This window comes from Pseudomonas sp. Au-Pse12 (assembly GCF_021341665.1).
Lineage (GTDB): Bacteria > Pseudomonadota > Gammaproteobacteria > Pseudomonadales > Pseudomonadaceae > Aquipseudomonas.
The window spans coordinates 630758-645083 of the sequence record NZ_JAJTTH010000001.1; the positions used below are offsets into that span (position 1 = coordinate 630758).

A 14326-nucleotide genomic window follows, 5' to 3' on the forward strand; every position below is an offset into this window, starting at 1 on the left:
GGAATCCCGATGTTGCCCAATGACGAACAACTGCAGATCAGCGACGCCGCCCGGCAATTCGCCCAGGAGCGGCTCAAGCCCTTTGCCGCCGACTGGGACCGCGAGCACCGCTTTCCCAAGGAAGCCATCGCCGAGATGGCCGAACTGGGCTTCTTCGGCATGCTGGTGCCCGAGCAGTGGGGCGGCTGCGACACCGGCTACCTGGCCTATGTCATGGCCCTGGAAGAGGTCGCTGCCGGTGATGGCGCTTGTTCCACGATCATGAGCGTGCACAACTCGGTGGGCTGCGTGCCGATCCTCAAGTTCGGCAACGATGAGCAGAAAGAGCGTTTCCTCAAGCCCCTGGCCAGCGGCGCCATGCTCGGCGCCTTCGCCCTCACCGAACCCCAGGCCGGCTCCGACGCCAGCAGCCTGAAGACCCGGGCCCGCCGCGACGGCGACCACTACGTGCTCAACGGCTGCAAGCAGTTCATCACCTCGGGGCAGAACGCCGGGGTGGTGATCGTCTTCGCGGTCACCGACCCGGCGGCCGGCAAGCGCGGCATCAGCGCCTTTATCGTGCCCACCGATGCACCGGGCTATAAGGTCGCGCGTGTCGAGGACAAGCTCGGCCAGCATGCCAGCGACACCTGCCAGATCCTCTTCGAAGACGTCAAGGTGCCGGTGGCCAACCGCCTGGGCGAGGAGGGCGAGGGCTACAAGATCGCCCTGGCCAACCTCGAAGGCGGCCGCGTGGGCATTGCCTCGCAATCGGTGGGCATGGCTCGGGCCGCGTTCGAAGCGGCGCGCGACTATGCCCGCGAGCGCGAGACCTTCGGCAAGCCGATCATCGAGCACCAGGCCGTGGCGTTCCGCCTGGCGGACATGGCCACCCAGATCGCCGTGGCGCGGCAGATGGTGCACTACGCCGCGGCCCTGCGCGACAGCGGCAAGCCGGCCCTGGTGGAGGCCTCGATGGCCAAACTGTTCGCCTCGGAAATGGCCGAGAAGGTCTGCTCTGCGGCCTTGCAAACCCTGGGCGGCTATGGCTATTTGAGCGACTTCCCGGTGGAGCGGATCTGCCGCGACGTGCGCATCTGCCAGATCTACGAAGGCACCAGCGACATTCAGCGCATGGTCATTTCGCGCAATCTCTGACTTTTAGCAGGAGCTGATTCATGAGCTACGAAACCATTCTGTTGGACATCAAGGGCCGGGTCGGCCTGATCACCCTCAACCGCCCCCAGGCGCTGAACGCCCTCAACGCACAGATAGTCGGTGAAGTGAACCAGGCCCTGGATCGCCTGGAAGCCGACCCGCAGATCGGCTGCATCGTCATCACCGGTTCCAAGAAAGCCTTCGCCGCCGGTGCCGACATCAAGGAAATGGCCGAGCTGAGCTACCCACAGATCTACCTCGACGATTTGTTCAGCGACAGCGACCGTGTGGCCAACCGGCGCAAGCCGATCATCGCCGCGGTCAATGGCTTTGCCCTCGGTGGCGGCTGTGAACTGGCGCTGATGTGCGACTTCATCCTGGCCGGCGACAACGCCAAGTTCGGCCAGCCGGAAATCAACCTCGGCGTATTGCCGGGCATGGGCGGCACCCAGCGCCTGACCCGCGCCGTGGGCAAGGCCAAGGCCATGGAAATGTGCCTGACCGGGCGTTTTATCGACGCCGTGGAAGCCGAGCGTTGCGGCATCGTCGCGCGCATCGTGCCGGCCGATGAACTGGTGGAAGAAGCGCTGAAAGTCGCCGCGCTGATTGCCGGCAAATCGATCCCGGTGAGCATGATGATCAAGGAAAGCGTGAACCGCGCCTTCGAAGTCAGCCTGTCCGAAGGCGTACGTTTCGAGCGTCGGGTGTTCCACGCCGCCTTCGCCACCCAGGACCAGAAAGAGGGCATGGCCGCCTTCATCGCCAAGCGTGATCCGCAGTTCAAGGATCAGTAACCGGGCTCGGCTCCTACGGGGCAACCGCCAATAATAAACGCAGCCTAGGCTGCGTTTTTTGGTTTCAAGTAGCGTTACCCAGAGAACGCAACGGGACACGCAACTCTATGGAATGGAAAAACTACAGGAGATGGTAGCGACTACCATCGCTTGGATAGCCTTGAATATAAGGATCCTAGGGTTAGGCTCGTAGCCATATATTTTTGGGAGTTGAAAGGATAATGCGTTTTATTTTGGCGTTTTTTTTGTCTTTTTCGTGCTCTTTTACCGTAACTGCTGCTGATCTACCCAAGGCCCGTGAAATGCTCAAGAACTATGGGTTGGCTAATTGCATCGACAGCCAGTTCAAGGAGCAGTCAGCAATCAAGGAAGATATTTCGTTGGCCATTGGTGCCTACCATTTCATGGGAAAGGGAATGCACAGGATCGTGCAGAATGAGGACACACAAGAAACCCTCCATGACCCTTATGCGTCCACTGAGAAGTTCATTCTGGATGCCTATCAGAAGACTTCAGCCTTGAGTAAGTACTCGTTTCAAAAGATGGTGTTTTATGGATGTCTGGAGGTTTACAACTCTCAGGAGTTTGACAGCTTTGTCAGAACCCAGGATCAGTACGTTCGGTAAAAGAGCGGGATATCTGAAGCATTGCCGTCGCGCTTGATGGGATTAAAACCGCGAGCGGGAGCATTTTGCCTATGGCCCTAGGGCCTCTTCGCCGGCAAGCCGGCTACTACGGGGAACAGCCAAAAAAATCGCAGCCTGGGCTGCGATTTTTTGTTTTCGGCGTCAATGCCTACAGCTGGTAATGCTTCAACTCGCGGGCAATCAACAGGCGCTGGATCTCGCTGGAGCCTTCGTAGATCTGGGTGATCCGCGCATCGCGGTAGTAGCGCTCCACCGGGTAGTCCTCCAGGTAGCCGTAGCCGCCATGGATCTGCATCGCCGAGGAGCAGACCTTCTCGGCCATTTCCGAGGCGAACAGCTTGGCCTGGGACGCCTCCGACAGGCATGGCTGGCCAGCGCTGCGCAGGCGCGCGGCGTGCAGGATCAGCAAGCGCGCGGCATTCAGCCGGGTGTGCATGTCGGCCAGCAGGTTGGCGATGCTCTGGTGCTCGATGATCGGCTTGTCGAACTGCACCCGTTCCCGGGCGTAGGCCAGGGCCGCTTCAAACGCGGCGCGGGCAATGCCCAGGGCCTGGGCGGCAATGCCGATGCGGCCGCCTTCGAGGTTGGACAGGGCGATGGCCAGGCCCTTGCCGCGTTCACCCAGCAGGTTGGCTTCGGGGATGGTGCACTGGTTGAGGGTGACCGCGCAGGTGTCGGAGGCGCGAATGCCCATCTTGTGTTCGGTGCGGTCGACGATAAAACCCGGGGTGTCGGTGGGCACCAGGAACGCCGAGAGGCCTTTCTTGCCCAGTTCCGGGTCGGTCACCGCAAAGACGATGGCCAGTTGTGCACGCTTGCCGTTGCTGACGAACTGCTTGGCGCCGTTGATCACCCACTGGCCATCGCGCAGTTCGGCGCGGGTGCGCAGGTTGTGCGCTTCGGAGCCGGCCTGGGGTTCGGTCAGGCAGAAGCAGCCGATGGCTTCGCCGGCCGCCAGGCGCGGTAGCCATTGCTGTTTCTGTTCCTGGCTGCCGTAGTTGAGGATCGGCCCGCAGCCCACCGAGTTGTGGATGCTCATCAGTGCGCCGGTGGCACCGTCGCCGGCGGAAATCTCTTCCACCGCCAGGGCGTAGGCCACGTAATCCAGGTAGCTGCCGCCCCATTCCTCGGGGACCACCATGCCCAGAAGGCCCAGCTCGCCCATCTTGCGCACCAGGCCGTCGTCGATCCAGCCGGCCTTTTCCCAGGCCTGGGCATGGGGCGCGATCTCGCCGCGGGCAAAATCCCGGGCCATGTCGCGGATCATCACTTGTTCTTCGCTCAGTTCAATGTCGTGCATGAGTTCAGCTCCCGCTGCCGTCGAAACCGCTGAAGAAGCTCGCTACCCGTTCGGCCTCGAGGGCGGCCAGGGTTGGCGGGTTCCAGCGGGGGGTCTTGTCTTTGTCGATGATCAGGGCGCGCACGCCTTCCATCAGGTCGCCACGCTCGAACCACTGGCGGTCCAGGTGCAGTTCCAGGGCGAAGCACTGTTCCAGGCTCAACTGGCGGCCGTGGCGGAGCATTTCCAGGGTCACGGCCATGGCCAGCGGCGAGCGGGTCTCCAGCAGGTCGGCGGTGGCCTTGGCCCATTCGTGGCAGTCGGCGACCGTCACGTTGCGCAACTGCTCGACGATGCTCGGCATGTCCGGCAGGGCGAAGAAATGGTCGATGGCCGGGCGCAAGGCCTCCAGCGGTGCATCGGGCAAGCTCTGCACCGCCAGCTTGGCCAGCAGGCCCTGCAGGTCCTTGAGCGGCGAGTCGCTCCAGTGCAGGCGGTCCAGGCGCTGGTTCAGCAGCTCCAGCTTGGCGCTGTCCAGGTGCCAGTCGGCCAGGCCGCAGTACAGCGCATCGGCGGCGCGGATCTGCACCCCGCTGACGCCGAGGTAGATGCCCAGCTCGCCGGGTATCCGCGAGAGGAAGTAACTGCCGCCGACATCCGGGAAGTAACCGATGGCCACTTCCGGCATCGCCAGGCGGCTGCGCTCGGTGACCACCCGCAGGTCGGCGCCTTGGACCAGGCCCATGCCGCCGCCAAGGACAAAGCCGTCCATCAGCGCCAGCACCGGCTTGCGGTAATGGTGGATTGCCTGATCGAGGGCGTATTCCTCGACGAAGAAGTCCTGGTGCAGGCTGTCGCCGTTGTGGAAGCTGTCATACAGCGAGCGGATATCACCGCCGGCGCAGAAGGCTTTTTCGCCGGCGCCACGCAGCACGATGGCGTGGATCAACGGGTCCTGGGCCCAGGCGTCCAGTTGCTGCTGCAAGGTACGGACCATCGACAGGGTGATGGCGTTGAGACCGGCGGGGCGGTTTAGGGTCAGGTAGCCGATGTGGTTGCGCACCTCGACCAGCACTTCGTCCGGGGTGGCATCGGGGGCCCGGCTCGCCTGGGATGAAACCTGAGCAGTCATCACTAACTCCCTGCTTTTATTGTTTTTTATATGAGGCTCGCGCGCGAGCATCGGCGGATCGTAACAGTGCAAATTTGCCAATTACAACCCCGAAAGCTGCAGGTCGACTGTGCATTTTTGCCTCAATGTAAAACACCCTTTTCCTGCTGGAAGTCGGCCCCCGTTCAAGGGGCCATGCACTTGAACAGCACACTCTGGCTGGCCCGCAACTGTTGCGTACAGCCCCATGGCGCCAACTCGGCAAGCCCGTGATCCAGATCCTTTTCGCGGCGCGCCAGATAGAACCGCGTGTTGTTGGGCAACAAGGACAAATCCTTCACTTGCCGAGCCTGCCCGGCACTGTAGAACTCGCCCGAGTATGAGCGTCGTCCCCAATAATAGAGTGGGCCGGGTTCGGTCGCCTGGAGCGCTTTCCAGGCGCTCGCCAGTGCCTGCTGATTGTTCGGCCGCTCGAACAGGGAACCCTCGATGATGGCCAATAACAGGCCGACGGGGAGCAGCAGCGAACTGACCAGCGCCGCGGCCCGGGCAAAATGGCCGGGTTCGGACTGATGGGGGGGCCAGGCCGTCGCCAGCAACAAGCTCCAGGCTGGCAACGCCGGCAAGACGTAAGTCCAGAGAATATTCCCCGACAGGGTGAAAAACGCGGGTGTGGCCAATGCCCATAAGGCAATGAAGCTGAAGTAGCGAGGCTGGGCCAGGTATTGCCGGCGCTGGCGCCATAGCAACGGCAACCACAGGCTCCAGGGAAACAGCGCCAGCAGCAGGTCCAGCCAGATGCTGCCCGGGGGCCGTGCGTGAGCGCTGCCATACAGATCACCGGCCCAGTCACTGACCACATAACGCTTCCAGTGTTCGCCCACCAGGAAATAGTCGAGGAAGCCCGGGCTGCGCACCTCCGCCAGCACGTACCAGGGCACGGCCACCAACAGCATCAAGCCCAGGCCCGGTATCCAAGGCAGGCGCCAAAGTGCTTGCCATTGTCGATTGAGCAGCGTCCAGAGCCCCGCCTGGGCAGCGACCAACACCAAGACCAGCGGCCCTTTGGCCAGCAGACCCAGGCCCAGGCCGAAAAAACCGGCCAGGGCCCAACGCCGATCAGCCTGCATCGTGCCTCGCCAAAAACCATAGGTTGCCAGGAGCAGGGCAAAACCCAGGGCGGGATCGGTCAGCACCACGCCGGCACTTAGAAAACCAAGGGTGGTGCTGGAAAAGATGATCGCGGCATACAGGCCGGAACGCAGGTCGCGCTCCTCGCGAGCAAATCGCAGGATGAGCAGGCAGCTGCCCAAGTGAAACAACCAGGCGGGGAAACGCAGCGCAAACTCATTGACACCCAACAGCTGCATGCTCAGCGCCTGGCTCCAGAAGGCCAGAGGCGGCTTGCCCCAAAACGGCACGGCATAATCGAACATGGGGGTCACCCAATCATCGAGTTCGAGCATCTTGCGGGCCATTTCTCCATAGCGCGCCTCAGAGGTGTCCATCAGCGGATACAACCCGAGGCTGGCCAGGCGCACGCCCAGAATCACCAGTAGCAGCCACCACAATGTTCGAATGGAAGGGCGCTTCATTGGTTTTGCTCTTCTTCGCCAAGCCGCCGGGTCGCGGGGCCTGCCAGGCGCTTGGAAAAACCACCGAAGGTGCTGCGGAGCAGGTACACCGGGCGGCGCTTGACCTCGCTCAATGTGGCACCGATGTATTCGCCAACCAGGGCCACTCCCAAGGCCAGCATGGCGCCGACACTGAGGATGAAGTCATGAATATCCAGGCGGCCAGTGCCAATCTGCTGAGCGAGATAAAGCAGGGTCAGCACAAAGATCGATGCACTGAGCAAGCTGAACCAGCGCAGGGGCTTGCGTGAAAAGGCCACGATGCCTTCGATCGCCAGGTCGATCAGGGCAAACGGCCCCCACTTGGATTGACCGGCACCACGGGCCACGCGCTCGTAAGGCAGCTCGATGGTCTTGAACCCCAGCCAGTTGACCATGCCCTTCATGAAGCGGGCTCGCTCGGGCATGGCCCGCAGGGCCCGCAACGGCGCAGCGCCGATCAGGCGGAAATCACTGACGTCCTGCGGGATCGCATATTGGTCGACCAGCCGCCGCAGCAGACGGTAATACACCGTGGCGCTGATTCGCTTAGCCGCGGTATCGCCTCGTCGATCGCGGCGTTGCATGTTGACGATGTCGCAACCGGCCAGCCAGTGCTCGACCATCAGTGGAATCAACTCGGGAGGGTCTTGCAGGTCGGCATCGATAAACAGGATGGCTTCGCCGGCGGCATGGTCGAGACCCGCGGTCATGGCCGCCTCCTTGCCAAAGTTGCGCGAGAGATTGAGACAGCGGACATGGGGAGCCTGGCAGAAAGCATCAAACAGCGTCAGGCTACTGTCGTTGCTGCCATCATTTACATACAGGACTTCATAACGAATCTGTAACTTTCCAACGATTGACATCAGTCGGGCATGAAACTCCGGTAATACATGGGTTTCGTTATAACAACAGATCACTACGCTCAAGAAGCGTGTGCCGTCAGCGTTCATGTCGTTAGAGGTTTTCATGTTTGAATGTCCAAGTCCGGTTAATCCAGTAGGTAACCAGTGTCAGGCCTGCGCTGCTGATTATCTGCATCAACAAAGGCGACTGCTGCCAGTGATCCAGTAACAGCAGCATCATCAAGGCGTTACCCAGGTTGTAAGCGAATGCGGTCACGCAAAAACGCAGCATCGGCCCGGGCCACGGCGCCTGCCGGTCGCAGGCAAAGGTCCAGCGCTTGTTGCCCTGGTAGCTGACCAGGGTGCCGACTGCCGCGCCCGCCAGGCTGGCGGGTAGCGGAGCAATAGAGCTGATCATCAACAGGAAGATGCTGTAGTGACTTACCGTGGCCAAGCCACCAACGATCAAGTAACGCGGAAGTTGAATGGAATGTTGCGGTCGAACACTTTCCGGGGAACGCGACATCAAATGCTCCTGCTTTAACAGATAGGGCAGTGGTAATCGGAATGGCGATCGTGGCGTCATAAGATGTCATTAAACGAAGTGGGTCTTGTGAAAATAATATTTATCGAGTCCGATAAATTGTTTCAGGATTTATAATTGCAGAACTGTTATTTTTACTTGCCAGGAACATGCCTTGCCATATGTAAGTTTGGCGACTGCAATTTGCAGTTTTAAATAACAAGCATGTTATTGAATTGTTATCTGTTTGACTTGGCGCAACCGCTCTGGGCCAAGGCGCAGAGCCTTGGCGACAGAGTCGGCTGTGAAATAGCCGTGATCAGCCGATCCGGGCTGTCGCAGGTGCCGCTTACGACACCTGGGATGCTTCGCCAGTTGGCATTCTGGCGCTCCGTTGCAGCGTAGACCGCGGCAACCAGGAACCGGTCCGGCACGGCTCGCCGAACCTGGTCAATAACAACAAAAAACCGACTGCGGCGACCCCGCACCCACTCTCTGCCCCTGTCACAAGTGGGGCCCGGCCTTGTTGCCGGGCCGCTATAAATCCAAATAATCCGGGACTCTGAAGATGACTAAACACTGGCTGGCTGTGCCGTTACTGGCAATTGCGTGCATGTCCATGGGCGCCAGCGCCAAGGAGTGGAAAGAACTGCGCTTTGGCGTCAACCCGAGCTATCCGCCCTTTGAATCCACCACCGCCGACGGCGGCGTGCAAGGCTTCGGCGTCGACCTGGGCAACGCCATCTGCGCCGAGCTCAAGCTCAAGTGCGTGTGGGTCAGCAACGATTTCGACGGCCTGATCCCGGCGCTCAAGGCCGGCAAGTTCGACGCCATCGAATCCTCGATGACGGTCACCGATGCGCGGCGCAAGCAGATCGACTTCAGCGACCGCCTGTACGCCGGGCCGACGGCCATTGTCACCCGCAAGGGGTCGGGGCTTGAGCCCACCGGCGAATCCCTCAAGGGCAAGACCCTGGGTTACATGCAGGGCACCATCCAGGAAACCTACGCCAGGGCCAAACTGGCGCCGGCCGGGGTCAAGCTGCGGGCCTACCAGAACCAGGATCAGGTCTACGCCGACCTGGTCTACGGCCGGCTGGATGCCTCGATCCAGGACAAGTTGCAGGCGCAGATGAGCTTCCTCGCATCGCCCCAGGGCGCGGACTTCGAGAACAGCGTCGGGGTCAGCGACCCGCTGGTGCCGGCGGAGATCGCCATCGGCCTGCGCAAGGACCAGGACGAACTCAAGGCCATGCTCAATGGCGCCATCAAGGCCCTGCATGAAAAGGGCATCTACGCCCAGATCCAGCGCAAGTACTTCGGCGACCTCGACCTCTACAACAACTGATCGCCCACCGCCGGCCCCGGGACACCTGCGCGCTGTCCCGGGGCCGGTCGTGGACTGAACAAGGTGATTGGCGTGAATACCTTTCTGACGCTGTTGGGCCTGGACCTGTCGGTCTTGCAAGGCTACGGACCGCTGTTGCTGCACGGTGCCTGGATGACCCTGAAACTCTCGGCCCTGGCGCTGCTGGTGAGCATGCTCCTGGGCCTGCTGGGGGCGGCGGCCAAGCTCTCGCCGCTACGCCTGCTGCGAATCCCGGCGACCTGCTACACCACGTTGATTCGCGGAGTGCCGGACCTGGTGCTGATGCTGCTGATTTTCTACAGCCTGCAGGGCTGGCTGACGGTTCTGACCGAACTGCTGGAGTGGCCCTATATGGAGATCGACCCCTTTGTCGCCGGGACCGTGACCCTGGGCTTCATCTATGGCGCCTATTTCACCGAGACCTTTCGCGGGGCGATCCTCAGCGTGCCCCGGGGCCAGCAGGAAGCGGCGGCGGCCTTTGGCCTGAGCCGCATGCAGCGCTTTCGCCACGTGGTGTTCCCGCAAATGATGCGCTTCGCCTTGCCCAGCCTGGGCAATAACTGGCTGGTGCTGCTCAAGGCCACGGCGCTGGTGTCGATCATCGGCCTCACCGACCTGGTCAAGGTGGCTCAGGAAGCCGGCAAGAGCACCTTCAACATGCTGGATTTCCTGTTGCTGGCGGCGGCGCTGTACTTGCTGATCACCAGTGCTTCGAACCAGTTGCTGCGACGCCTGGAACGGCACTACAACCAGGGCGTGCGAGGGCTGTCGCGATGATCGAACTGATCACGGAATACTGGCGGCCGTTTCTGTTCAGCGACGGCGAAACGCTCACCGGACTGGCCATGACCCTGTGGCTGCTGGTGGCGAGCCTGGCCATGGGCTTCGTCCTGTCGCTGCCCTTGGCCATTCTGCGCACTTCACAGTGGGCGTTGCTGCGCTGGCCGGTGCAGCTGTTCACCTACGTGTTTCGCGGCACGCCTTTGTATATCCAACTGCTGATCTGCTACAGCGGCTTGTACGGCATCGCCGCGGTGCGCCAGCAACCGCTATTGGAGGCGTTCTTTCGCGACGCCATGAACTGCACCTTGCTGGCCTTCACCCTGAACACCTGCGCCTACACCGTGGAGATCTTCGCCGGGGCCATCCGCAGCATTCCCTATGGCGAGATCGAGGCGGCCCACGCTTATGGCCTGAGTGGCTGGCGCCTGTACTGGCGGCTGATCCTGCCTTCGGCGCTGCGCAGGGCGCTGCCGTACTACAGCAACGAAGTGATCCTGATGCTGCACGCCACCTCGGTGGCCTTCACCGCCACCATTCCGGGCATCCTCAAGGTGGCCCGGGACGCCAACGCCGCCACCTTCATGACCTTTCAGGCTTTCGGCATCGCCGGCCTGTTGTACCTGGGGCTGTCGTTCGGCCTGGTGGCTGCCTTCCGCCTGGCGGAGCGGCGCTGGCTGAGCTTCCTCGGCCCGGCTCACTGATGGCGTGTTCCCTCTAATTTCTGTCCAGAGCGCCGTTGCCCGCCACGGCGTTCCAGGAGTGTGCGATGTACAAATTGACCGTTGAAAATCTCTACAAGCGTTTTGGTGACAACGAGGTGCTCAAGGGCGTCTCGTTGAAAGCCCGGGCCGGAGATGTGGTGAGCATGATCGGCGCCAGTGGCTCGGGTAAGAGCACCCTGTTGCGCTGCATCAATTTCCTTGAGCGGGCCGATGCCGGGACCTTTGCCCTGGATGGCGAAGCGGTGGTTACTCGGGACGCCCCCGGTGGCATGCAGGTGGCCAGCCCGGCCCAGTTGCAGCGCCTGCGCACGCGTCTGGCGATGGTGTTCCAGCACTTCAACCTGTGGAGCCACCTGAGCGTGCTGGAAAACATCATGCTTGCGCCCTGTCAGGTGCTGGGCAGCAGCCGCAAGGCAGCCGAGGCCAGTGCCCGGGCCTACCTGGACAAGGTGGGGTTGCCGCAGCGAGTGGCCGAGCAGTACCCGGCGTTTCTCTCCGGTGGCCAGCAGCAGCGGGTGGCGATTGCCCGGGCCCTGGCGGTGGAGCCGCAGATCCTGCTGTTCGACGAGCCGACCTCGGCCCTGGACCCGGAGCTGGTGGGGGAGGTGCTGAAGGTGATCCAGGCGCTGGCGGAGGAAGGGCGGACCATGCTCATGGTCACCCATGAAATGGGCTTTGCCCGGCAAGTCTCGAGCCAGGTGTTGTTCTTGCATCAAGGGCGGGTCGAGGAGCAGGGTAGTGCGGCGATTCTCGACCAGCCGCAGAGTGAACGTTTGCAGCAGTTTCTATCCGGCCGTTTGAAGTGAGGGAAGGCATCCATGGCGGACATCCGCGACTTGTCGATCGTGCTTGATCGAATCGACCAGGCGATCATCGAGGTTTTGCGCCACGAAGGGCGCATCACCTACCAGAAGCTCTCCGAGCGCGTGCACCTGACCCCCAGGCCGTGCCTGGAACGGGTGCGCAAGCTGGAGCAGTTGGGGGTCATCCGTGGCTACGGGGCGATTCTCGACGAAAAGAAACTCACCCCGGGGCTGTCGCTGCTGGTGCTGGTGGCGCTGTCCAACCAGAGCGGGCGCGCGGCGCAGAAAGCCTTCGAGGCCAAGGTCCGCGCCTGTCCCCAGGTCCTGGAGTGCCGCCTGATCAGCGGCGCCTTCGACTATAGCCTGCGCATGCGCTGCCGCGACATGGAGCACTACCGGGTACTGACCGAAGTCTGGTTCGACGACCCGGACCTGCACATCGACAAGCTGGTCAGCCATCCCGAACTGGCGATGGTCAAGACCGGCATGGAATAACCCCCGCCACCTCCCTCCCTGGGGCCGCATGCCGCGGTGTTCCTGGGGGCGCGAAATCGGCTGGGGCCGCCTGTGCTTTCAGCCATTTCCTGCTGTGCAAAGCCGTCGATCAGCCGGGTTTTGCCCCGGCAAAAAATCACAATGAGGCCCTCTGAAAACTCATTGATTGCGTGCCCCATGCAGACCACTCACAGCGTTTTGATGATTCGCCCGACGCGCTTCTCCTTCAATCAGGACACCGCCGGCAACAACCGTTTTCAACGTCCGGCCAGGGTCGCCGAGGACGTCCAGGTCAAGGCCCTGGAGGAGTTCGATGGCTATGTCGCGGTCTTGCGCGAGCAGGGGGTCAGGGTGCTGGTCCACGAGGACGGCGCCGCGCCTCATACCCCGGATTCGATCTTCCCCAACAACTGCTGGAGCAGCCACCCCGACGGCACGCTGGTGCTGTACCCGATGCAGGGCCGCAACCGCCGCCTGGAACGCTTCAAGGGCGTGCTGGCCCACCTGCACGAGCGGTATGAGGTGGCCCGCACCCTCGACCTGACGCCTCTGGAGCAGCATGAGATGTTCCTCGAAGGCACCGGCAGCATGGTCCTGGATCGCCAGCAGCGGATCTGCTACGCCGGCTATTCGAGCCGTACCCATCACCAGGCCCTGGTGCAGTGGGGGGAGCAGTTGGGCTATGAGCTCTGTGCTTTCCACGCCCGGGATCGCCACGGCGTGCCGATCTATCACACCAACGTGATGATGAGCGTCGGCAGCCGGCTGGCGGTGGCCTGCCTGCTGGCCCTGGACGACGGCGGCGAGCGCGAGGCCTTGCGCCAGCGCCTGGAAAGCAGCGGCAAACAGCTGCTGCCCTTGACCTGGGCCCAGCTCGAATCCTTCGCCGGCAATATGCTGGAAGTGCACAACCGTGCCGGCGAACCGCTGCTGGTGATGTCACGCAGTGCCTGGCGCTCGCTGGACGCCCGGCAGCGATGCCTGATCGAGCAGCATGTACAGCCCTTGCCGGTCAACATCGACACCATTGAACGCATCGGCGGCGGCAGCGCCCGCTGCATGCTGGCGGAAATCTACCTGCCCGAACGTCAACCTCAGCTGGAGCACTCGCGATGATCGTCCGTCCCGCCACCCAGGCCGATTTGCCGGCCCTGCTGGCCCTGGCCCACAGCGCCGGTGCCGGCCTCACCACCTTGCCGGCCGACGCCGGGCGCTTGCGCTCGCGGTTGCAGTGGGCCGAACAGACCTTCGCCGGCCAGGCGTCCCGAGCCGATGCCGACTACCTGTTCGTGCTGCAGAGCGAGCAGGGCGAAGTGGTCGGCATCTGTGCCCTGGCCGGGGCCGTGGGGCTGCGCGAGCCCTGGTACAACTATCGCCTGGGGTTGTTTGTCGCCGCCTCGAAAAACCTCGGCATCAACCAGCAGTTGCCGACCCTGTTCCTGGGCAACGACATGACCGGCCAGTCGGAGCTGTGCTCACTGTTCCTGCATGCCGATCACCGCCAGGGCCTCAACGGCCGCCTGCTGTCCAAGGCGCGCTTGCTGTTCCTGGCCGAGTTTCGCGAGCATTTTGGCGACAAGGTGATTGCCGAGATGCGCGGCTACTCCGACGAGCAGGGCGTATCACCGTTCTGGGAGGGCCTGGGCCGGCACTTCTTCAAGATGGATTTCGCCGACGCCGACTACCTCACCGGCCTGGGTAACAAGACCTTCATTGCCGAGCTGATGCCCAAGTTTCCGTTGCCCACCTGCCTGCTGCCGGAAGCGGCCCGCGCAGCGATCGGCCGCGTGCACCCCAATACCGAGCCGGCGCTGGGCATGCTCAAGGCCGAGGGCTTCGCCTTCAAGGATTACATCGACATCTTTGACGGCGGGCCCTTGATCGAATGCGCCACGGGCGAGATCCGCGCGGTGCGCGACAGCCAGGTGCTGCAGCTGAGCATCGGCACACCGGGGGAGCAGGCCGAGCCCTACCTGATTCACAACCGCCAGTTCGCCGATTGCCGGATCAGCGCAGCGCCAGCACGGGTGGCGGCGGGCACCCTGATTGTCAGCGCCGAGAGCGCCAAGGCCCTGGGGCTGACAGCTGGTGCTTCAGTGCGGGCGGTGAGCCTGGCGGTGCCCGCGCGGCAAATGTCCGCGGCCTAGCAGCGCCGTGCAGCGAGCGCCGCTACAATGGCGCTCGAATTTTCTGCCGGCGAGGCAC

15 protein-coding genes are annotated in these 14326 nt (G+C 62.5%); 10 read left to right on the forward strand and 5 right to left on the reverse strand.

The window, feature by feature from the left end:
* Positions 1-9 precede the first annotated feature (9 nt).
* The 3 genes from LXM55_RS02800 (at position 10) to LXM55_RS02810 (ending at position 2557) form a co-directional block, all read left to right on the forward strand.
* The gene (locus tag LXM55_RS02800; protein ID WP_233318390.1) at positions 10-1137 is read left to right on the forward strand and encodes an acyl-CoA dehydrogenase; all 1128 of its coding nucleotides are present in this window, start codon (positions 10-12) and stop codon (positions 1135-1137) included.
* A gap of 20 nt (positions 1138-1157) precedes the next feature.
* Positions 1158-1931, forward strand: a complete 774-nt coding sequence (locus LXM55_RS02805) for an enoyl-CoA hydratase (RefSeq protein ID WP_210671585.1) — start codon at positions 1158-1160, stop codon at positions 1929-1931.
* A 221-nt stretch (positions 1932-2152) separates the two neighbouring features.
* A complete protein-coding gene (locus LXM55_RS02810; protein ID WP_233318391.1) occupies positions 2153-2557 on the forward strand; it encodes a hypothetical protein in 405 nt (134 codons plus the stop codon).
* 169 nt (positions 2558-2726) lie between these two features.
* Here the strand turns inward: LXM55_RS02810 and LXM55_RS02815 are convergent, their stop codons facing one another.
* The 5 genes from LXM55_RS02815 to LXM55_RS02835 form a co-directional block, all read right to left on the reverse strand.
* The gene (locus LXM55_RS02815; protein WP_233318393.1) at positions 2727-3878 is read right to left on the reverse strand and encodes an acyl-CoA dehydrogenase family protein; all 1152 of its coding nucleotides are present in this window, start codon (positions 3876-3878) and stop codon (positions 2727-2729) included.
* 4 nt (positions 3879-3882) lie between these two features.
* Positions 3883-4989, reverse strand: a complete 1107-nt coding sequence (locus LXM55_RS02820) for an enoyl-CoA hydratase/isomerase family protein (RefSeq protein WP_233318395.1) — start codon at positions 4987-4989, stop codon at positions 3883-3885.
* Between the two features lie 164 nt (positions 4990-5153).
* Entirely contained in the window at positions 5154-6563 is a 1410-nt protein-coding gene (locus tag LXM55_RS02825) for an ArnT family glycosyltransferase (protein ID WP_233318397.1), read from the reverse strand.
* On the reverse strand, positions 6560-7552 hold the full coding sequence (locus LXM55_RS02830) for a glycosyltransferase family 2 protein (protein ID WP_325169825.1): 993 nt from the start codon (positions 7550-7552) through the stop codon (positions 6560-6562). The genes LXM55_RS02825 and LXM55_RS02830 overlap by 4 nt, the downstream gene beginning before the upstream one ends.
* Positions 7539-7952, reverse strand: a complete 414-nt coding sequence (locus tag LXM55_RS02835; protein WP_233318399.1) for a GtrA family protein — start codon at positions 7950-7952, stop codon at positions 7539-7541. Before LXM55_RS02835 ends, LXM55_RS02830 begins: the two co-directional genes overlap by 14 nt.
* Positions 7953-8517: 565 nt before the next feature.
* On the opposite strand from LXM55_RS02835, the gene LXM55_RS02840 reads away from it, so the two are divergent.
* The 7 genes from LXM55_RS02840 to astA all read left to right on the forward strand — a co-directional run bounded on the left by LXM55_RS02840 (position 8518) and on the right by astA (position 14268).
* Entirely contained in the window at positions 8518-9297 is a 780-nt protein-coding gene (locus tag LXM55_RS02840; protein WP_233318401.1) for a transporter substrate-binding domain-containing protein, read from the forward strand.
* A 72-nt stretch (positions 9298-9369) separates the two neighbouring features.
* Positions 9370-10095 (forward strand): ABC transporter permease, encoded by a 726-nt coding sequence (locus LXM55_RS02845; RefSeq protein WP_325169826.1) that lies wholly within the window; start codon positions 9370-9372, stop codon positions 10093-10095.
* Positions 10092-10802 (forward strand): ABC transporter permease, encoded by a 711-nt coding sequence (locus LXM55_RS02850; protein WP_233318403.1) that lies wholly within the window; start codon positions 10092-10094, stop codon positions 10800-10802. Before LXM55_RS02845 ends, LXM55_RS02850 begins: the two co-directional genes overlap by 4 nt.
* 65 nt (positions 10803-10867) lie before the next feature.
* The gene (locus LXM55_RS02855) at positions 10868-11629 is read left to right on the forward strand and encodes an ABC transporter ATP-binding protein (RefSeq protein ID WP_233318405.1); all 762 of its coding nucleotides are present in this window, start codon (positions 10868-10870) and stop codon (positions 11627-11629) included.
* Positions 11630-11641: 12 nt separating this feature from the next.
* On the forward strand, positions 11642-12121 hold the full coding sequence (locus LXM55_RS02860) for an Lrp/AsnC family transcriptional regulator (RefSeq protein WP_011061344.1): 480 nt from the start codon (positions 11642-11644) through the stop codon (positions 12119-12121).
* A gap of 177 nt (positions 12122-12298) precedes the next feature.
* Positions 12299-13237, forward strand: coding sequence for a citrulline utilization hydrolase CtlX (gene ctlX / locus LXM55_RS02865; RefSeq protein WP_233318406.1), 939 nt, complete (start codon positions 12299-12301; stop codon positions 13235-13237).
* The gene (gene astA, locus LXM55_RS02870) at positions 13234-14268 is read left to right on the forward strand and encodes an arginine N-succinyltransferase (RefSeq protein WP_233318409.1); all 1035 of its coding nucleotides are present in this window, start codon (positions 13234-13236) and stop codon (positions 14266-14268) included. Before ctlX ends, astA begins: the two co-directional genes overlap by 4 nt.
* The last annotated feature ends 58 nt before the right edge of the window (positions 14269-14326 follow it).